Annotated in this window: 14 protein-coding genes; all 14 read right to left on the bottom strand. The window is 50.5% G+C overall.

What is annotated here, in order from left to right; translation table 11 throughout:
- Positions 1 to 4: 4 nt before the first annotated feature.
- The 14 genes from BLV48_RS03115 to BLV48_RS03180 all read right to left on the bottom strand — a co-directional run bounded on the left by BLV48_RS03115 (position 5) and on the right by BLV48_RS03180 (position 20,136).
- On the bottom strand, positions 5 to 1,819 hold the full coding sequence (locus tag BLV48_RS03115) for a hypothetical protein (RefSeq protein ID WP_139253873.1): 1,815 nt from the start codon (positions 1,817 to 1,819) through the stop codon (positions 5 to 7).
- On the bottom strand, positions 1,816 to 4,140 hold the full coding sequence (locus tag BLV48_RS03120; RefSeq protein ID WP_091822984.1) for an AAA family ATPase: 2,325 nt from the start codon (positions 4,138 to 4,140) through the stop codon (positions 1,816 to 1,818). Before BLV48_RS03120 ends, BLV48_RS03115 begins: the two co-directional genes overlap by 4 nt.
- Positions 4,115 to 5,641, bottom strand: a complete 1,527-nt coding sequence (locus BLV48_RS03125; RefSeq protein ID WP_091822987.1) for a hypothetical protein — start codon at positions 5,639 to 5,641, stop codon at positions 4,115 to 4,117. Before BLV48_RS03125 ends, BLV48_RS03120 begins: the two co-directional genes overlap by 26 nt.
- Positions 5,625 to 8,936 (bottom strand): DEAD/DEAH box helicase, encoded by a 3,312-nt coding sequence (locus tag BLV48_RS03130; RefSeq protein ID WP_091822990.1) that lies wholly within the window; start codon positions 8,934 to 8,936, stop codon positions 5,625 to 5,627. The genes BLV48_RS03125 and BLV48_RS03130 overlap by 17 nt, the downstream gene beginning before the upstream one ends.
- A gap of 11 nt (positions 8,937 to 8,947) precedes the next feature.
- The gene (locus tag BLV48_RS03135; RefSeq protein WP_175527567.1) at positions 8,948 to 10,363 is read right to left on the bottom strand and encodes a protein kinase domain-containing protein; all 1,416 of its coding nucleotides are present in this window, start codon (positions 10,361 to 10,363) and stop codon (positions 8,948 to 8,950) included.
- Positions 10,364 to 10,374: 11 nt separating this feature from the next.
- Positions 10,375 to 11,064: a PP2C family serine/threonine-protein phosphatase gene (locus BLV48_RS03140; RefSeq protein WP_091822996.1), complete on the bottom strand. Its 690-nt coding sequence runs from the start codon at positions 11,062 to 11,064 to the stop codon at positions 10,375 to 10,377.
- A gap of 3 nt (positions 11,065 to 11,067) precedes the next feature.
- A complete protein-coding gene (locus tag BLV48_RS03145) occupies positions 11,068 to 11,742 on the bottom strand; it encodes a vWA domain-containing protein (protein WP_091822999.1) in 675 nt (224 codons plus the stop codon).
- Between the two features lie 218 nt (positions 11,743 to 11,960).
- Positions 11,961 to 13,487, bottom strand: a complete 1,527-nt coding sequence (locus tag BLV48_RS03150) for an argonaute/piwi family protein (protein ID WP_091823002.1) — start codon at positions 13,485 to 13,487, stop codon at positions 11,961 to 11,963.
- A 161-nt stretch (positions 13,488 to 13,648) separates the two neighbouring features.
- Entirely contained in the window at positions 13,649 to 13,918 is a 270-nt protein-coding gene (locus tag BLV48_RS03155; RefSeq protein WP_091823005.1) for a hypothetical protein, read from the bottom strand.
- Between the two features lie 11 nt (positions 13,919 to 13,929).
- Positions 13,930 to 14,271 (bottom strand): DUF4258 domain-containing protein, encoded by a 342-nt coding sequence (locus tag BLV48_RS03160; protein WP_091823008.1) that lies wholly within the window; start codon positions 14,269 to 14,271, stop codon positions 13,930 to 13,932.
- 146 nt (positions 14,272 to 14,417) lie between these two features.
- Entirely contained in the window at positions 14,418 to 15,200 is a 783-nt protein-coding gene (locus tag BLV48_RS03165; RefSeq protein ID WP_139253874.1) for a hypothetical protein, read from the bottom strand.
- Positions 15,201 to 15,585: 385 nt separating this feature from the next.
- The gene (locus BLV48_RS03170; protein WP_091823014.1) at positions 15,586 to 17,055 is read right to left on the bottom strand and encodes an ATP-binding protein; all 1,470 of its coding nucleotides are present in this window, start codon (positions 17,053 to 17,055) and stop codon (positions 15,586 to 15,588) included.
- Positions 17,056 to 17,407: 352 nt separating this feature from the next.
- Positions 17,408 to 18,598, bottom strand: a complete 1,191-nt coding sequence (locus BLV48_RS03175) for a restriction endonuclease subunit S (protein WP_175527568.1) — start codon at positions 18,596 to 18,598, stop codon at positions 17,408 to 17,410.
- Positions 18,595 to 20,136 (bottom strand): type I restriction-modification system subunit M, encoded by a 1,542-nt coding sequence (locus BLV48_RS03180; RefSeq protein WP_091823017.1) that lies wholly within the window; start codon positions 20,134 to 20,136, stop codon positions 18,595 to 18,597. Before BLV48_RS03180 ends, BLV48_RS03175 begins: the two co-directional genes overlap by 4 nt.
- Positions 20,137 to 20,185 lie beyond the last annotated feature (49 nt).

Genomic DNA, 20,185 nt, shown 5'->3' on the forward strand with positions numbered 1-20,185 from the left:
CCAGCTACAGCATCTGACCGACCTCCAACTGTATGACTTGGCGCCATCGCCCGGCTTTTTTGTCATCAGCAGAGTCAAAACCGATTTCATATATCCAGCTGTTACCTGTTGATCGTATCTGCCAGTCAGAAGCACAACGGTCACATAAAGACTTAAACCCTCGCTCTTCACGTAAATAAAATTTAGATTCCTCAGCCTGTCTACCGCAGCATGGGCAATAAGTAACGAATCTGGCTGCCATGTAACTTCTTTCTATAGAAGCCTTAACGCTTGGCGATAAATGGAAGCCCTCAAGCCATAGCTTAAAATCGCCATCATTCGGGGAGCCCATAGCTTTAAATTTCCCAGGCGGTTGAGATTCAGGCCATTTTTCTTTGACCACTGAGGGTAGCTGAGATATATCCATCCCATAATCAGTCACGATTAATCTTATCCACCACCGTTGAACAGTCTTGATTACAGATTCTTCAGTAAATAAGTTATCAGGAGAGCAAATGAGTACTGTTTCTGACTCTGTTTCACTATCAGGGCTACACAATATACGGTCAGGGATCGACTCCTCAAGGATAAAAGCTTGAGCCATTGGAACGAATTCAAGCTGTCCGATAAGATTAGTGTTATCGCATAATAGGTGCCAATGACCAGCTTTGTAGGCTAATCTTCCTCTGACTCCTGAGGGATGATCGAGCGACCAGACCGCCTCAGATAACGGCGTGATTCTCCAACCCATTTTTTGATGGGCACGAAGAGTTAACAGTCCAACGTAGTGCCGGTAACACTCCACCTGATTTTGCCTTTGTTTAAAAATCAGGACAGGATCTTTCGAACTCGATGCAACTTCCTTTACCCACAACCCCCACAGTCTCCGCACCTTCATATAGCGCAGATCGTTCATCAGAATATTCGTGCCTTTCAAGGCCAATGGGACTTCTGCATCTCGCGGTACGGCGCGATAAACCGCGTTCTGTTTTAGTTGCTGAATTTTCCTAAGCTGCTCATCAAAATGTGCCAGCTTTGTCTCAGAAAGAGATTTCAGGCTTTCAGCTTCGCCTTGAGCAAAAGACTCTCCCCAAGTTTCGCACAATGCATAGCGTAAGCTTCGGTGAAGGGAGTCACTTCCCTCTAATTCCAGCCCTCTTTGGAGAGCATCATTAAGCACTCTCAGCCTCGCCAAAGTGCCTATGATATACCGCTCGAGATGATCTAGAAGTCGCGCAAATACACGGTTCTCATATATATGAACCTCGTCCTCGCTGATTTTAGCCTGCAGCTTCTTGGGCACGATGCCCGTGAATGTTCTCTGCTGCCAGCATTCCGAATGCGCCGCTAAATGACGCTGGTAATTGTTTGCCGTACGCTTAACCCTAGAGACAGGTAAAAGCTCCTCGTCATATCTCATCGATATGCGAGGTGACTTCGCGATTCTATGAAGATGACCTAACTGAAGTGCCTCCATAAGCTCGACCTCTAGCTGCGAATGATCGAACCTGTGGGCGATTTCCGGCGGAATCACAGGAGAGGGTAAGCTATCGGTATCTGACAATTCAGCAAGTGCTTTGATCTCTTCAAGTGCCTGGAAGGCAATCTCTCTTTGCGCCAATTCCTTTGTGTCGAGCTTACTTGCTTCGAGCTCGAAGGAAACACCGTCAATATCTATACATCCACGGCCATCATCTACCAATACGGTGCCGGCAGGCCAGCTACCATGAATGCCCAGGGAACATTCTTTAAGTAGAGAGTACCGACCTGAAGGAATTGGCTGTGAAGGCGTGATCAGTACCATATCTCCTGTGGCCACATCCCTAACTTTGAGCATCACGCCATCTCCTTGCGCTCAATCTCTTGCTCAAGCTTTTCTTCGCAAAGGAAAGCAAAGCCTTCTTTAGAAACACTCTCCCAAACACTTTGAAGGCAGCCTTGTAGTTTGGTTAAATGCTCCGCCTTCGTATCGTAACGACCAGTTACCTTGCCATCCCTGAACAGACGAACTGACAGTAAGTGATCCAACGCCTGACTTGATGTGCCACCAGCTGCCATTACAACTGGTATGAATTGCCTAGCCTGTCGCTCGAGCCGGTTCCCCCAGCCGATGCCAAAACGCTTTTCGAGTACGCTAGTTATTTCATGCTCTTGCAGCGTTTTAAAAATCCGATCCACTTCGGGCCGATATCGCTTCATGGCCTCTTGGATCGTTGCACGCATCGATGAAACGCTATACATAACTGGGCATTTTAACGTGTTAGAAATATTTTCGTGATCATTACGGCCCAACTCGAGCACAAAGCTTCGGTCCTGCGTTTTATCGGCAAATTCAAACGTGGTCTCATCATGGTTTGCTGTGCCGATAAACCAAAGGTTGTCAGCAACAGGAACCTTTCGGCCATCCCTCAGGAATCGTGGATATTTGGCGGGCGCATCTTCCATTAGTACTACCTGCCGGTCTTCTCCAGTTAACTCGAGGGCGGAAAGGAACTCAGCAAAGTACTGCTCAGGGCGGGACAGGTTCATTTCGTCCAGAAGGACAACATTGAAGCGATCGCTATACGCTGGTGTTTGAGCACGATAAAGAGCCTGAAGACATTCTTTTTCATAAAAGCGCTTCTCGAAGGCATTGTAATGTCCTACTAGGTCATCTCGATCGCGCCACCCTGCTTGCACGGGTACGACTGTACACTGCCCACCAACCGCTCGCGCGAAGGCCTTAGCCAAACTGGTTTTACCGGTTCCAGATATCCCCTGCAGGATATGTAATTGACTCATTGCCAAGCCGCCAATGAAAAGGCGAAGAGTGTCTTTACCGAAATAGAGGGGGTTTTCTGAATCAACCTGAGAGATTCTCGTTTGAAGATCTTCAACGAACTCTTCCAGAGAGGGAACAGGCTGGGTAACCGATTGTTCGCTCAACTCCCTATCCATGCGCGTTAGAGCGGGAAAAACAGCCTGGCCCTGCTGCAAGTCTTTAAGGTCATCGATTTCTCGTTTTAACTGTTCAGTAGCTAAGCGAATGGCGTCATTATGCTGCTCAAGCACTCTGTTTTTATTCACCAGTTGCTCTCGCTCCATAACCCCCATGGCTCTTTGATGACGCTCTATATTTGCCTCTTGTAGTTCCTGAGTTCTCTCTCGCAGTTGATCCTCCAGCACTCTGTTAAGGTCTTTTAAATAATCGACCTCATCTTCAAGCTCCTCAACAGGACGCCCTGCTAGTTTCTGTCTGTACTCTCGCACATCCGATTCGAGCTGCTCCATGCTGATCAAAAGCTCTTCCGCAGAGTGCATTTCTTTTTGCTTGATAACGCGTTCCAACTCCGCGTAGCCGGACAAGCGCTGTTGTAATTGCATCAAACGGTCTGCTTCTTTCTTCCGGTACGCATTGATTCGCTCAAGCTCAGACTCAAGCTCAGCAATCCGGATGCCAAACTCTTGTTCAAGCTGTTCTTTTTTGACCGATTCCCAGGTTTCACGAGTCGACTCTTTTGCCTCTAATTGAGACTGCTGTTCCTTAAAGCCTACTAACTGACGCTCAAGCTCCAGTTTGGCCTGTTCGAGCTTTTTCCACTCGTCCTGGATCTCTTGAGCAAGCCTTTTCTTTTCCGTATCTAACGATCGCTGAGCTTGGAGATATTCGTTCTGACTTTGCTCTAAGGACAGCGCATGCTCGGCCCGGATCTTGGTCAGCTCAGCGGTTAATTCCGCCAAAGATTCTCTATGCTGCTTTACAAAACCAGCTTGCGCCTCCGCTTCCCGGACAGAAAGCTCCTCTTCCTTTGTGAGTAGGGCCTTTTCCTTGGCTAGAAGCTCGGTGCGCGCTGTTTCAATGCCTCGAACTTCTTGCTCGCGCTCTGACGCTTTTGTCTCTAGTTCTGATCGCTCATTCTCTAAAGAGCTTCTTAACTCATCGAGTTCAGCCCGGTCTGCTTCTAGGACCTGCACATCACCTTCATATTTTGCTTTGAGTGCAATCAACTCGTCGCACAAAGCCTCAAGTTTTCCGAATTCATCGGAAGATACTTCAGCCATCAGAGAGCTTTCTGGCTTTGTTCCAGTGATACTCTCAACCTTTTCAGCAATGGCATTTTTAGGCATCTTCGCTGGTTGCCGCTGTGGAGGAATGTTATTCCGACTTTTCTTTCTGGCCATTGGGCAGTCCTTTGAAGAAAATCTTTAAAAAAGAAGCAGTGGTGGAAGCCGCTTCTAGTGACATGGATTTAGAGACGTTAAATTGCGTATCGCCGTGAGCGGAGTCATCTCTCCAGTGCGATAAACGATAAGCATCGAGGAACAGTTGCTCCGCTTCCACAAAGCCCCTTATCGGGTGGTTTGGATAATCAGGCATTGACAGCAAACATGCTGCTAAACAGCGTCTAAAAGAGCCCTTCTTGTAGACGGCAGCACTATAAACGGTCGAAGGTTTAACCTTTGTTACTTCCTGCCATTGCTCCTTTGAAAGCGAGGGCATCGCATCCGTGATTAATCTTTGCAAATCAACCGAACGGCAATTTCTGGGGATGATTTGTGGGTTGTTTAATGGGAAGCGTCCAAGACAATACCTCACACAATGCTCTATTAAGCTTGAGCTTTGCGTTATCAAATCGCGGTAATCGTGGAAACGATCTGTAAATTCAGATGTTTCAATTTCCAGCTTACGGTTCGTCCAGCCATGTAGAAGGCCAATCAAACCGTCTACTTGATCGGCTTGGTTATATTCCGTTAATACTTCTAGCCTTGCCTGCTCCTCACGTGCTGCTAGAGCATCTCGCAAGGAAGAGAACTCATCGTGCTCGTCTACACCGATCATCCGCATGATGTTTCGCGAGAGTTTAGGGACGCTTCTGCAGGCACCTTCGACTTTTTCTCGCATCCACTGCACATCCGCGTGCAACCCAAAGGGATCAGCGGCCGCCCAAACATGTTCTAGCCCGGAGCCTGTATACACCCAGACCCATAAAAACGCGGGAAATGACTCCTTATCTGACAGCCTTAGGGCATCCAACTGACGAAAAGAGTCGAAGTCATCCAAATCACCCATCATCCAAGCGTTTCGTTGAGCTTGGTGAGTTGCTTCCATCACATGGCGCAGATCAGCCTTGCTCGGTGTGACCGGCTCATGTTTTTCACGGATCAGTGTCGGCTTCCACTTCCAATTTGAAGCTTTGGAAAAAGCGAACTCTAACGAGGTATCCGAAGAAACTGATGGCTCAACGACCTTAAGATCATTTGAATATCTCGGTAGAAGACCACCGTCAAAAGCATCTTGAAATACATACCCGGTGCGAAGGCTATTGGAGCCTGGCAAGTCTTCTTGCAGAGCCTTATGACCGTCTTCTGTCAGCCAACCCGTTTTCGGATCCACCCAACCCTTTGGCTCTAGTTGCTGCTCAATAATGTATGTCACCATTTCTGGTTCAAGCCCATGCCATTGGGCTAATTCAGCAATGCGCGCAGTATCTAATCGCTTTCCTGTTCTCATGGAGAGCAGGGAAAGCAACGACCTTTCAAATACATTCGTACTTTTCCCTGAAACATCAGGCCCATAGACCTGCCATACATGAACAGGCCACAACACAGCCCTAACCGCCATGCGATCGTCGACAGGAGGCTGCATCAGGTAACAGATGAACTCCTCAGATAATCTTGCCATGTGCTCCCTCACATAATTCATAGAAGGCGGGGAACCCAGGCAATAAAGGCATATTGTCTTCTGGGTCTAAGCCATCAACTTTTCGAAGCCCTTTATCGCCAACGACGATAAGCAACTTTTTCTGTCGGCTCATCGCGACATTGATTCGATTCGGCAGCCTTAAAAAACCCAATTTACGATTCAGGCCTTCAGGGGTCATTTCCGTATCCGTGCTCCAGGTCCGCACAACCGAAAGGATGACAACGTCAAACTCTTTACCTTGGAATGCATCCACGGAACCTACACGAAGGCGTTCTTCACCCAAGGAGTTCAAGCGATATTCTGAACATATCTGCCAGCCATCCGCAGTGAGTTCGGCACAACCATAAGCCGCTAGTTCTTCGTAAATAGCGTCTCTTTGAGCGCTATAAAACGTAATCACACCAACGCTCATGTCAGGATGCTCGGAAAGAATTTTCCTGGCTTCTTCCGCACATCGCTTAGCCTCAGCGCGCCTAAGCTTGCTACCGTTTTTTGTTTTCTCTGCCCCTTGCTCGACCGGCACATCGACCCAGGCTGCGAGGCAGCCCCAATAGTCAGCGATATCATGTTCAAATAACTCTTCGCCCAAGCCTGGAGCAATCGGATCAAAGCCACGCCGCTCATAGAACTCCCGACTAACGAAACGTCCTAGCTCAGGATGCATTCGAAACTGGGTATCAAGCATCACGACGCGCTGCGGCCCGCCGTCCTTATGCATTCTCAAAAACTGGCGATGCAGATGTTCGAATAGACTGATGCGAAGTAACTCTGATTTGACCGCATCAAGCTCTTGCTGCTCTTGGAGTTCGGCTTCGACACGAGGTTCGAGCATATGAGGCAATTGGAGATGGTCACCTACCAGAACGATTCGGCGTTTCGCCATTGCCATTGGAATCATCAGATCAAGAGGGCTTGCTCGAGCGGCCTCATCGACAATAACGGTATCGAACGTAATACCCAGCCGCTCGCTAGTCTCCTTTATATTGAGCATTTGATCGCCGGCCGCTTGCTGACATGTAGCCCCGAGCACCGTGACGTAATCTCCGATACTGTTCTCAATGCTTGAGGCCTTATTTTCAAGCGCCTGAACATACTCATGCCGTACCATCAACGGACCCAACGTCCGAGATTTAGCAATTAGCTCGTATAGCTCACTTTCCAGCTTATCGAGGACATCGCAGTCAGCTGTGTCCATGTATGAGCGCACCCCATAGGGGCGATAGTCAGGCCGAACGGCATCAATCAGCTGTTCCTTAGCCGTCTGAATTTTCTCAATAGCCGATTCAACTGGTAGCGACGATCTATCTAACTGATCGAACACTTCCCTTAAGAACACAATGACTTCATGCTCTTTGAGGCAGGGCACGTCCTCTACGTAGGCCAGCAAATCTTTTAAACGAGCAATTCCATCATCATGAAATGCGAGCAGGCTCGTTCTTAATCCTCGAGTTCTTCTCATAAGCTGCATTCGAGTCGCTTTCGACAGGTGAAGTGAATTCCCCTGATGGAGTTTTTCGAACGTTTTTTGCCAGTCAAAACTCAACTCCTGCGATAGGTGGAGATCATGTTCGAGAGCCAGTTGAGACAATATTTCTTCGATATCCATGGCCAAGACGCGCCGTGAGCCTGGTTCTCTGGACATTCTCAGGCTGAGAGCAGCGTCTTTCATTTGTTCGTACAGCCGGAAAACCGGCCACGTCCGCATCTCCAATTCCAACTGCGGCTTAAGTTCCAATATTTTGCTGATACGCCATTTGGTAATAGGGCTTTCGGCAGCGTCTCCGCCAAACCGACGCCCGCCAACCTTTACTGCCGGCAGGCCGAAAACGCCTGAACGTTCAACAACATTATCTACCGCGTCGTGCTGGAAGCTGGTGAGTAGAACTTGATGCTTCAATGATGAACCGCCTGAAAACTCATCAACTATTCGTTGCTGAAGAGCGGCGATAACCTGTGTTTTGCCTGTCCCTGGCGGGCCGATGATCAACGCAACATCAGGTGTGTTTAAAGCTATATCCAGCGCATCCTTTTGCCGGGGCGTGGGTTCCCCTTTGAAGCGCTTCTTAGCCTTTGGAGATAAGGGCCGTAATCTGCGGCCTCTCTCTACCGGAGTATCTGCCCCCTCAAGTAGCATTCTTAACTGCGGCATTGGATTGTTATGAGTCTGGATTGAGGTGTAGGCTTGCTCCCTCCGCTCATGTGCCGTCTTGTCGCCCTGAATTGACAAGAAAATCTCACCTTTCTTGGGAGGGCGTGACTGTCTTATTTCTACCTCTACATAGGGCGGCTTCACAACCAGATCCCTTCCAAGCAAGGGCCTGCTTCCAGACGCCTCTTTTTTATCAGGCTCTGTATCACCAAGCAGCCAGCCAGGTGGCTTTGTTGCGATTTCAACTACAAGATCTCCGACGCCAAGTTCATCATTATCTTGCAGTTCTTTAATCCGCTTGCCGAACTCAGTCGCTTGTTCATCACCCAAATTCAAGCGAAACCGGGGTAGTTCCTTGCCCATATGGGACATGTCACTGTAGGAAAAATAACCCAGTTTCTTCGCCGCACGCGTCGCTATATTCCATTGCAGTTTGCTGTAGGTTTCCCATAGGTTCAGATAGCTACCGCTGTCATTGATCAGCTGGTCGAGCACATCGACAGCGGTTGCTCCAATCTTGGCTGCAACTGAGTCATCTACAAATTCAGTAGTACCCGCAATCGCAATAACATCACGACTATCACGACGCAGCCTGGTGAGCTTCTTTGCTCGCCAAACCCCGCCATCATTGATGATCGATAAAGCATGTCCTTTACCGACTAACTGGAAATCATTACGATCCTGGCTTTTGAAATACCGCGCTATCAGCAAAGGCTCGTTGAGCTCCAGCACAAACTCATCCCGCAGCCATTCATTCGCCGCTACGACCGTGTTTTCTGAGATCAGCGCATCAGCAAAAATTTGCCCTGAGAGATAGGTGTCTACTGCAATTTTCAGGTCCAACGACAACCGAGTCTGAAATCCTGCATGCTCAAGGTGGAGATGATCAGCTCCTTTCTGAGCCAAGCGCCATAAACTGAGTCGAGTTAAGACTAAGTCTGCTGTTTTGGAGTCTGTAGCTCTTACCGATGCAACGAGCTCGTCTTGAGCTATTACCAACTCGTTTCTATCGCTTACTAAGCGGACTTCTTGCCCCACCTTCCAATCTAGTGAGCCCGCACTGTAATCAACGAAATGGACACAGTGAAGGTTGGGGTTAAAGAAGCGAAAGTCTTTTAACTTCATACCTCCGCCCCCTACCAACGAAATGCCCAGACCGGATGAGTCGCATACTCATCCGATTGCTGGGCAGGAGTTAGATGTAAGAAGTAGTTACGCCCCTGCTTCTTGTCATAGTCCAACAGGATACCTCGGGTGATTTCCTGCTCTTTACCATCAAGCACAAGCCTGATTCTGTTGCCTGGCACCACTTTCACAGCGAGCCCTTTGTCATCGAGCCGAACCTGACACACTTCACTGGATTCATGAAATAGAGCCGTACCCGCAGGAACACGTTTTAAGCTGGCTGTTTCCCCGCGATTCAGAACCCGTCCATAGCCTGTCTGCATTAGCTTCCGTTCCAGCTCCGGATCCGAGCTGTAAACCAACGCAATGAGCAGAACTGAATTAGCAGCATCGGCCTCCGTATCACAGAAGGGGCATGAACTGTTTCGGAGAAAGGAACTGCGGCAATCAGAATTGTGGCAATCAAGCAGCATCGTAGTGGCATCATCCAGAACGCTGCGCCATTCAGTCAGGGTTGGGCGATCCCATGCACGAAGCCGACCCTGTTCGAAACAACGATGAAATAGCCCCTGCATCCTTTTTGAGGCAACCATTTCCATCGGTATGCCCCCCGTTGCTTCATTGCAATCATCATCAGGGTCGCACACCCATGGCAGTTCCCCACGATAGGCCTGCTCTTCCAGTTCAGGTTCGCCGTCCTCCACTAACACTCCTACCAGGGGATGTTGAAGAGTCAGTAGTTGGTAAGCGATAACAGCGAAAGACCAAGCATCCGTCAGGCTGTTGACGCCAGATTCACCTCGTACAACTTCCGGGGCTCCGTAACCAGGTGTATGCAGGTGTTCCCACCCTGAACGCTCATTCGTACAGATGTTGTCACAATCAATCAGCCAAACCCGCGCATCCTTGACACGCTCAGACACGAAAATATTATTTGGCGACAAATCCCCGTACGCCAATCCCTTTGCATGAAGCCGAGCTAACGTATTCGCAAGTTCAGCCAGAAGTAGCAGGCGCCGCTTAAGGCCTCCTGTCTTCAGAAATCCTGTCAGCCCTTCACCCCCTACCAGTGAAGTGAAACTACCTTCCATCTCAGCAGACAGAGGATGCAGCCCATCCATCAGTTCCATGACATAACCAGGTACAGGCTTCTGTATGAGCGCCTTGGGCGCAGCGATAGACAAGCCCTCCAGGTCTTGTCGTAGTACCCACTGAACATGATCAAACCAGCGCTTTTCCTTATCCGGATCTTTACGGTAAAAAGTCTTCACCAGCGTGTTCTGGTGGTTCGTTTTCCAGACTTTTCCCTGCCCCCCTTCGCCTAGCAACTCGGGACACTCGTACTCAGCGCCGTACTGATCGTGCACCAATCGCTTTTTCACAGAAGAGTTTGCCTGCTCTGAGGTTTGTTTGGCCTGTTCACTCATTGAATCCATTCCTACTTCTGGCATAGCACCACCAATGTTTTGTCATCACTATGCCCAGGTGTGGGCCAGTCATTTAACTGCTTGCTTAACCAGTTTTTTGCCTGCCGTTGAGTCTTCTTTACAAGCGCATTACAGAGCTGGTGACTGAATGCTTGCGGGTCGGTTAGATCTTCACTGATTCCATCGCTCATCAATATCAAGCTGTTTTCATGCTCTTGTAGCGCGCTGGAACCGAACTCCCAATCTGATAAATTTTTGGATAGACCCAGACCGGTTGTTTCATTGCTAAAGCCAAAATCTCGGCCTGTCGAAATCGTCGCTACTGGTGAAGCCAGCATGCCATCCCCCAAATGCGCATAACGAAAACGCCCATCAGCCATACCCCAGACTAAAATGCAGGTTGTCACTGCATCGCGAGGCTCAACACCCAAGCCTTTCAGGCGTTCTAACCAACTCCGATATAGGGTCTGCACCACCAGCTTGTTGTCCGCGTTAAAATCCAATGTTTTAACACTGGAAAGAGCCGCCTTTGCCGCTTCGCGAGAACCGATCTCTGAGCGCGGACGAGACCCCATGCCATCACAGACGACAGCAACCCATCCTTGTCCCCAGCCACGAACCAACAGGTAATCCTGATTCGGTAACCCGTTACGAATGTGTCCGGGGCCAGTGACTGAACAGTGGTAAAAAAGGCGCTTCAAGGTTTAAAAATCCAGATCTAACAGATCGTCATCTGCTCCGGGTTGGTATTCGATTTTTACCGGCTCGCTCGGTTTGGTGCTTCTTGAGCGAGTACACACACTCATGGTCACTGCCCTGAAAAAGTTACGAATATCGTGCGCGTCGTTGGCATGAAAAAGAGGAGCCTCAAGATCATTGCCAAAATCTCGCAGCAGGGACTCATCCGCATCAGAACCAATAGAAAGCGCCAAGCGCGTTGCCTTCTGAGCCCGCTCGCTTGATGTCAGTCGCTCAAACGGCCCCTTGATGTCATCTGTAGGGTGACCATCGGAAATCAAGATCACTACGGGGCGGTACGCTCGCGACGGAATAATCTCTTTGTCTTCCAGCAGGGCTGTGGCCATATCAAAGGCCTCTCCCATGGGTGTTCTTCCTGTCGCATCCAGCGGCTTGAACCCTTCTATTTGATGAGCAGGAGAAAGCGGCAGGTGCTGTGTTACGCCGCCACCGAAGGTGATCAGACCAACCTGAATCTCGGCATGCATTCGACTCTCCTGACCAAAGCTTCCGATCATGTCTTTGAGTGCCTGGTTCAAAGCCTCGATTTTTCCATCAACACTCATGCTTCCGCTGGTATCAGCCAAAACGATAACTGGCAACGGCCGTGCTGACTTAGCTACGAAATCTCCGATTCCCATAGTTCTTTTTCCCTTTTGTTACCCACTCTTACGCAGGCGAATATCGAACAAACACAATGATTAAACGTTACGCTACCCCTCAGCTCGAACTCCAATGACAGAGGGATATACCAACTATATTGCAGCACTCATGCCAGAAATATATTCCTTATTAAACAATCAACTACAAACTAATCGCATGCTTGCTTATAAAAAAATAACAATTTAGGTAAATTTTTTTACGATTCTCTAAGTGCAGGCACCAAACCCTCCAGCTTCCAGCCATTACCCAGAACCCGCACCCAGTCGCTGCTGTTGAGCTTTGAAGCCAGATCGGCCCAATAGACGGGTAGCGGTAAACGAATTGGATGCATTGACGACAAGCTCGGCAATTCAACCAGTGCCTGGAGATCAGAAATGACTTCGGAGCTAAGCGACACGGTTCTCGATGAGAGGTGTATAGGTCGGATATAGTCCTTGGAACTCGAGCCTACGGCAGATTGAAGCAGCACAGCCCCATCCGGGTACTCGAGGTAGGCACCTGTAGAAGCAACCGCTACCCGACCGTTGTCTTCCTCATAGATAACAGCGGTAGGGCGCTTATTGATTGCGATAACATCAAGTCCGGCCCGACTGGAGAACTGAGTATCAGACTTATGCATTCTGCCGTCACGCAGGACCAAACTGTTTTCTGACGTCAACTTGACCAAAAGCTTGGCTGCGATTGCTTCAGGAACCTGCTCTGCCAACCCGCAGTCTTGAAAGTAAATGCGTTGGCGCTGGTCTTTCTTGGAATAACGGCAACCTACCCACCGGGAAAGCCCAAGGTCAGCGCTATGCCCCGCATCTAAAGCACAAACCAAACGCTGGTCATTAAATTTTGCAATCCATGGGATTCCCCCAGCTTTCACGTAGAGGTCAAAGAGCAAGTTGCGGACGACGAAGCGATCCAAAGCATTAGAAGCTCTAACCACCTTGAAGATGACTCGGCTGCGCTCAAGTCGATACAACAATCGCTGCCAAGAGACATCTTTAACAAAGTCGCTGAGTCCAGGCACAAGCAGAATATGCAAACAATCGTTCTGGAAACTCTCTTTTTGGAAACCCGCTACAGAAATACCGTCGATGAACAACGAGCTACCAAAGATTTGCCGCTGTGTATCCCTTAAGTTTCCTAAGAAGCGATGGGCGCGATCAGGATCGCACGTATGAACCACTAGCGCCTTAGGCACCGCTGCCCTCCACGGAGAACCCAGAGCAGTTAAAGCTGAAAGTTCATCAGTGGTTATGTCGCCCGCTCCCGTCGCAAAGACAGGTCTTGCAATACCGGACTTTAAGTTGGCCTCTTCCAGCTCCAACCCCGCTAGATTACAGCGAGTTACAAAGTCTCTGACTGCCTCCACATGGTCGGCAATACTGTTGCCAGAAACACTGCGAACCCAGCCTTGAAGATTATCCGGCAGATCTGAAGACGCTATAGATTTAACCGTCTGGTTATCGAGGCAGAAACAGCCACGAAGGGACATTTCGACATAGACCTTACGATCATGTCGCATGAAATGGGCTTTAATGGTTGGAAAATGACACCAGCCGTTGTGCACTTGCTTTCCAGCGCAAACCGCAAGTGCTCGAAGCGGCCCCTCAACAACCTGATAGTCATGTTGGTGAACAGTTAATAGCTGGTTCTTAAAGCGCTCCCAAAGAACCTTCGGGCGAGGGTCATCACCCCAATTTCGCCAACGATACACTGTCGCCTTGATAGCCACAGTATCGCCTCACTCAACGACACAAGCCTGAGCAGCAAAATAGATGTTATTAATTGAATATAAGTTACGTTTAGGCATTGAGTCCATCCTCCAAAAGATTCGTCCTTTCAGTGAGACTACCCGAATAACAGACGGGATTCGACCATCGAAGATCAATAAAACTACAAATTCATCAGCGGCTGAATCAATCCCGGTTCTGTTGTCTCGGCCTCCCGACTCCAACCGGATGAGGTGACCTCTACCAGTGCGTTTTTAACGCGGCGCTCGTCCGGCCTTGTGCGTGCCATCCTGATGCAGGTAGAGGCATCAGCCAGAAGCATTTTCTGGCGGTCACTCAACTTTTCAATTCGCCCCTTTCTCAAGGCCGACACGATTTCATTGTGACCCGCCTCAGCGAGAGTCCTAATAAGCTGTTCGAGTTCAAAGTTCATCCGACACCTCCTTAGTGCAGGTGACGATGCTTGCGCTTATTGGGACGGATTGCCCGCAAGTCATGATTGCGATACACCGTAATCACGGAGTCGCAATCCACGCTGGTGAGTACTTGAACTCCATCCAAGCCTTTCAACTCCGGATGCTGCTTGCCCAACTTCTGGATCTCCTTGCGTCCAATGACATGATAGAGCGTGCGGCGAGCGTGAATTTTGCGGCCGAACTGGATTGCCAGCTCCACCGCTTCTTCACTTATTCCGCGCTGGTCCATACGCTGACGGGCATGCTCAGTCAGTATATAGTCTTCATTAGATTGATCGGTAGACGATTGAATTGCGGCTTGATTTGGCATGTCTGCTTCTCCCTCGTTAGTTTCAATAGAGGTATTGCAAACCTGATGCCATACACTATCAGTCTTTAAATATCATGCAGTTACATGCAAAAATAAAATAGTACGCAACCAGAAACTAATATAGATTTATTTATTTGTAATTTTTTTTATGCGTCTTCCTGGCTGACGACCCAGCCAACGGCACTGACAATACCCCAGTTTCCGCTTTGATTAGGTCGGCGCCACTTAGCAACCTGCATTTCGCGTAAGTAATCGAGGGCTTCCTCGTACTCAGAAAACCGCTTTTCATCACCCTTGACTCCAACCGTGTACTGATTATTGCGGGCACACAGCACAGGGCAGAAGATGCTCCCATCTGAGGCCATAGGGACCTGGTAGCTAGCGGTAGATCTATCCGTGCAATTCGTATTCTTCGATGCGGTCTTGGCCTTCATGATCATCCCTTCCGATTCATTGTTAGAAAGGTCGAGGCCTTCTACGTTATCTGGAGTATCAAGACCCAGTTGAAGTGCGATCTCTTCTCGAGCGACATCGTCCAACTCTACCCAGATTACCGCGCCGCTTTTATGCCGGTAGGAAACCGGGCAGAGTAAAGGCATCACATCCTCCAGCACCCAGGCATGATTCCACTTGTAGTCGGCATGACTGTATCGTGACGACGGTACACAATGCTTTTCTTCGTGAACGGCCAACTGATCGGCTGTGAACGGGCCTTTTACATCCACCAAACTTGCCACGCCCACCACCGTACCGGCGAAGAGGCCGAAATACTTCCAGATATCCGAGACCGCGTTGACCTTGATTCCTACTGCCCGGGCGATGGTGAAGGCCATCCAGGCTTCCAGCGCCATGGACACCACCACCACCACGCCCATCTTGACGGGCAGACCGGCCAGCACCATATTGGTCACCGCAACGAGAGTGATCACCTGCTTGATTCGGGCTTCGTCGGACGCTCCCGGAATGTCGCCCCCCTCCCCCCCGGAACGGCTCGAACACAAAGTCGCGCAAACGGACATTGGAGAACAGCGCTTTCACGCGCTCCAGATTCTCTTCTAGCTACTCTTTGGTGGCGCCTGTTGGGTAGCTGCTTAACATTTCCCTAAGTTGTTCCATTCGGGCACCTCTCTACATCCTTGATCTTGGGAGGTAATAATCAGGCCATCAGGTTCATGCTGGCTGTTCTTTGATCCAATAGCTCTCTCGAGAATAATCGAATCAAACAACGATATAAAAAATAATCTTTTATTTTCAACATCTTAAATACAAACAGCTTGATTCACTTCCGCTCCAGTCAAACAACGGTCAAACAAATCAGGCCCAGCACGGGATGTAGCGCATCGCCTTGGAGCCCGCCTCCGGGTCGTAGGGCCGAATTAATTCTGCTTTCACCGCGTCTTTGATGATACGGCTAACCATGGCAGCGTTCTTGGGCTCAATGCCGAAGCGCTCGCGCAGAGTGGTGTTGTTCATGTGCTCCCGGTTGACGTATTTGAGGCAGCAGTGCATGTAGCAGGCCAGCATCCGCTCCTCTTTATCCATAGCGGCGAACTCTTTATGGCCGAACAATACGGAGCGGGTATGGTGGTCGGTTACCTCAAACACCGGTGCGGGTAACTGATAGAACTCGGTTTGAAACACCACTTTATCGATACCGGTGCCACGCTCTTCGCAGATATTGATGCGCCGCATAAAGGATGCCAGCGCCTCGTTCCGGCTCTGGGGCGGTGAATCCAGAAAGCGCTGTGGCTCGACCAGCGGAGTACCGGGATTGGAAATTTCCATGCGCTGATCGAACAGCTCTATCATTGGCCCGGTGCCGGTCAGTGAGAAATCCTGATGGATGATGGCATTGGCGACCAACTCGCGGATCGCCAGCTCTGGGTACATCGGCACCTCTTTACGAAATGCCTTGCCGATCTCTTCGTTGGAAGGCAACAGAGTTTTGATGTAGTCGATCAATCCCTCAAAGCCAACCGCATAGCCCTTGCTGCCCTCAAGCTCCCGAACGGTTTCGACTCGGCTATTACCACGATAAAGTACAAGGCGCACTGCCTTGCGCCCAAGGTGATGAAAATCCTGTAGCTTCTTGGCAAATAGGATCGCGCCCAAGTTGGTGATATACCACCCGCCGCCATCGGCTCGTTTGAGTAACTTGTCTGCTTCCAGCGCAGCCAGAATGCCATCACGCCCCTCCGGTAGCGGTTGCTGAGTCAGCTCGAAATAGGCAGGGTAATCGAGCAGCTTAAGCACTTGCTCTACGCTGCTGCTCTCGGTCGCCAACTGGCGTTCGAACGGGGTCTGATCGAACACGCGCCACAAGGCCCGCTCCTTTTCGGCGTACTCGCGCAGTTTTTTCTTGTACGACCCCACGCGGATATATTCCACACCATCAAACTGTACCGGCGTATGGGTAGCCGCCTGAACCTCCAAAATCACTACCGACAGTGCGTCACCGGTGGCGAATTCATAAAAGCGGAAGTGAATTTTGGGTGCCGTTTTCTGCAGCAACCAGCTCTCCAGCTCCTGTTGCTTGTGCCGTGCGCTAGAGGGTTTGAAACGGGTGCCGACCACTTCATGGGAGGCGTTATCAATACCCCAGACCAGATAGGCAGACTGCTTGCCCACCAACGCCGCCGAGTTGGCCAGCGCCGAGATATATTCGCCAATCATCGGCGGATCGTCGTTGTCGTGCTTAAACTCCACCCATTCGGTTTCGCTGGGCAGGCGGCATAGCTCCCGCAGTAGGCTTTGCAGCTGTTCTAAGGTTTGATCGACGGGCATTTCATTATTCCGTTCAAAGGGCTGCGGCGTTACATACTAACCCAGACCGCAGCAACACACCGCACACTGGCACTTTATCCTGCCCCAGCCAGTCGGCTGTGCAGGGCCATTCGCCCGGTGTGAATTGCGGCTCCTTGAGTCGTAGGGTGAGTGCAGGCGGGTTAGCTGGGGTGGTTGAGCTGTCTGGCATGGCAACGTCCGTGTTGATGGGTAGTTTCTTTAGGGTTGGGTGGCAGCTGGCTGGTGTTTCATAGCTGACCGCCAACAAATTTGACGAGATCAAATTTGGACAGCCGCAGGCTGGGGTGAAACCCCGAACGCACGGGTGCACGAGTCAACGCTTGCTGGCGGCTCACAGCTCACCTCGAAAGGCTTGTTGGCTTACTGACTCAAATAGCCCTTCGCCTGAAGACCCTTTCATTTTTCCAACCATATTGAAAACCGATTGCCGCACGCATTCATAACGGTTCTGAAGTTCCACGGGGGGCAATGGGAGTTTAAGGTCTTTCAACTGCTGAGCTGTGAGCTGAGGAACCGCAGCACCTTGACCATTTTTTTGAAGCTGGGCTTTAATCGCGCGCGATGTAATTAAATCGTGCAGATATACGTTTGTGGCATTTCGATTGGGCCTGATGATCATCATCTGAGCATTTATGAACGCTGTATCATGCTCAGATTCAAAGATGCAGCAAGCCCCAAGTGTACCTCTAAGGGTGATAATGAGATCACCTTGTCTGGCCTTACCACGGGAAAGCGAATCAAATTTCTCTTTAGTGATGTACTGGCATGTCTTCAAGCTAAGTTCATCTTGGAGGATGTTTTTGGTACTCAAAAACAGAACCCCCGCATCAACAATGTCCTCGCCACTCGGATAGTTAGAAGAGCGATCACCGTTTTCAAAGCTCGAAAACTCTGACATTGGCACCATATCCCACCCCTTCGGATTAGTCACTGGGTCACCAAACATCTCCAGAAATACGCTGCGGAGGAACTGGTCGGCGAGGTCGATGGCTTGCTGGCGTTTGCGACGCAGAGCGTCGGCCTTATCGAGGATGGCGGCGATGCGGTGTTGTTCAGCCAAAGGTGGGAGGGGAATTTCAAAAGACTTAAGATCCCTCGCAGAGAGATTTGGCTGTGCAGCCCCATTTTGATAAGCAGAAATCTGATTTTTACATAGTGGGCTTTTTAGGAAGTGAGCTAAGTAAGATTTCGATAAGTGCTCGCCATTACGTAAGATTACCAACGAAGAAGCAATTGCCCCGTCCTCAATGTCATCAACTACCGCAAACTTGCCAAGCGACCCTCTTAAACAAAAGAGAATATCACCCTTTCGAATTTTCCCGTTGCTAAGCAAATCAAACCGATCGCGTGTGATGAAGTTAAGCCCATCTTTACTGACTGCGTTATCACTAAGATTACCGGCATTGATGAAAGGAATTCCCTTTTCGACAAAAGCATCCCCAGAAGGGTAATTCTTACCTCTATCGCCATTTTCAAATGAGCAAAGCTCACCAAGACGCCAAATCGGCCAAGATGTGCTCACAGCATCCCCTCCAGCTCTTCCAGGTCCTGCTGAATCTCCACCTCCAGCGCCTTCAACCGAGCCAATATCACCTTCGGCGGCTCATACTCCTCCGCTTCGTATACCTGCTCTTTATAGCGGTTCAGCGAGAGGTCGTACTTGTTGCCGGCAATCTCGTCACGGCTGACCCAGAATGATTTGGCGGTACGGTCGTTCTGATCGGACTCTGCCACGGACTTGTCCCGGGCACGGAACTGCGCCACCAGCTCTGGCAGGTCGTTGGCTTCGATCTTCTGGCGCTTGTCATCCAGGGAAAAGCCATCGGCTTCCACATCGTAGAACCAGACGTGGTCGGTCTCGCCGCCCTTGGTGAAGATCAGGATGGCCGTCGACACACCGGCATAGGGCTTGAACACGCCGCTGGGCAGTTTGACGACGGCTTCCAGCTGGTTGTCATCCACTAAGTGCTTGCGCAGCTGCTGATGTGCCTTGGAGGAGCCGAACAGTACGCCATCCGGCACGATGGTGGCACTGCGACCGCCCAGCTTGAGCATGCGCATGATCAGCGCCACAAACAGCAGCTCGGTCTTTTTGGTTTTGACGGTACGCAGCAGGCCCGGATCGACATCCTCTTCGTCGAGGCTGCCCTTGAACGGCGGGTTGGCCAGAATCAGGTCAAAGCCTTCGCTGGCTTCCGTCGGGAAGCGCTCACCAAAGCGCTGACTCAGGGTGTCCTGGTAGTGGATATCCGGCTCGGCCACACCGTGCATTACCAGGTTCATAGCCGCGATACGCAGCATGGTGGCATCGAAGTCGAAGCCGTGGAACATGTCACTGTCGATGTGGTGGCGATGTTCGTGCAACAGGTCGCCCAGGTAGATTTTCTGCTCGACCGTGTTGCCCTTCTCGTCCGTTACGGACTCGGCGATCACACCTTCCGGCGAGCTGTATTTTTCCAGCAGGTATTCATAGCAGGTGGCGAGGAATCCCGCCGTACCACAGGCCGGGTCGGCAATGCGCCAGGTCGGTTCCGGGTCCAGCATCTCGACGATGGCGCGGATGATGTGGCGCGGGGTACGGAACTGGCCATTGATGCCTGCAGTGGTCAGCTTGGAGAGCAGGTACTCGTACAGATCACCCTTGGTGTCGCTGGTTTCCAGCGGCAGCTCGTTGATCATGTTGACCGCTTTCACCAGCAGGCTCGGCTTCTGGATCATCAGCTGGGCGTCTTTCATGAACTCGGCAAACAGGGTGCCCTCGCCTGCCAGATCCTTGAAGTGCGGAAACACACGATCCCTCACCAGCGAGAACATCTGCTCGGCCGGCAGGTGGCGGAAGTTCTCCCAGCGGATATCCTGGTCCACCGCCGAAAAACGGTTGTTAAATCCTTTGCCGGTGCGCTGAGCGCGCTTTTCGTCGCGGCGCTCGTTCAGATCGAGCATGCGGGCGTACATCAGGAAGGTAATCTGTTCCACCACGGTCAGCGGGTTGGTGATACCTCCGGTCCAGAACTCTTCCCAAAGCTTGTCGATCTTGTTTCTCAGTTCACCGGTAATCATGCGGTACTCTCATTGCCATCAATTGTTGCCATTCGCGTATTGCCCGCTC

Source organism: Marinobacterium iners DSM 11526 (genome assembly GCF_900107855.1).
Taxonomy (GTDB): domain Bacteria; phylum Pseudomonadota; class Gammaproteobacteria; order Pseudomonadales; family Balneatricaceae; genus Marinobacterium; species Marinobacterium iners.